This window comes from Corynebacterium glyciniphilum AJ 3170, assembly GCF_007673095.1.
Lineage (GTDB): Bacteria > Actinomycetota > Actinomycetes > Mycobacteriales > Mycobacteriaceae > Corynebacterium.
In genome coordinates this window covers 1-306 of sequence record NZ_VDYZ01000152.1, presented here as the reverse complement: position 1 = coordinate 306, position 306 = coordinate 1, and the positions used below count along the sequence as shown (strand labels likewise).

The following is a 306-nucleotide window of genomic DNA, read 5'->3' as shown; positions in this document are numbered from 1 at the left end:
TGACCCTGCCTCTTCCTTCACTTCCCCCCCACTCATCTCCCCCCACCACAACCCCCGCAGCTTCCCCTCCAACCTCTCCACTTCCTCCACCCCCCCCACGACCTCAACTACTTCCACATCCCACACCACATCCGCTCCACCACTCTCACTCACCTCCTCACCAACCCCTTCTCCCACCCACCACTCCCCCCCCCCCTTCTCCCCCAACCCCCTCATCCCCTCCATCCCCTCCCCCCTGTCTATCACCCCACCACTCTCCCTCTCCTTCCCCCACCACTCCTCCTCCTCTCTCTCCACCCTCCCCTC

At 64.7% G+C, this 306-nt stretch carries 1 protein-coding gene; it reads right to left on the bottom strand.

Features of this window, described 5'->3' with window-relative positions; all coding sequences use genetic code 11:
• Positions 1 to 306: hypothetical protein (locus tag FS507_RS19945; RefSeq protein WP_186314760.1), on the bottom strand; the 306-nt coding region annotated here is incomplete at both ends.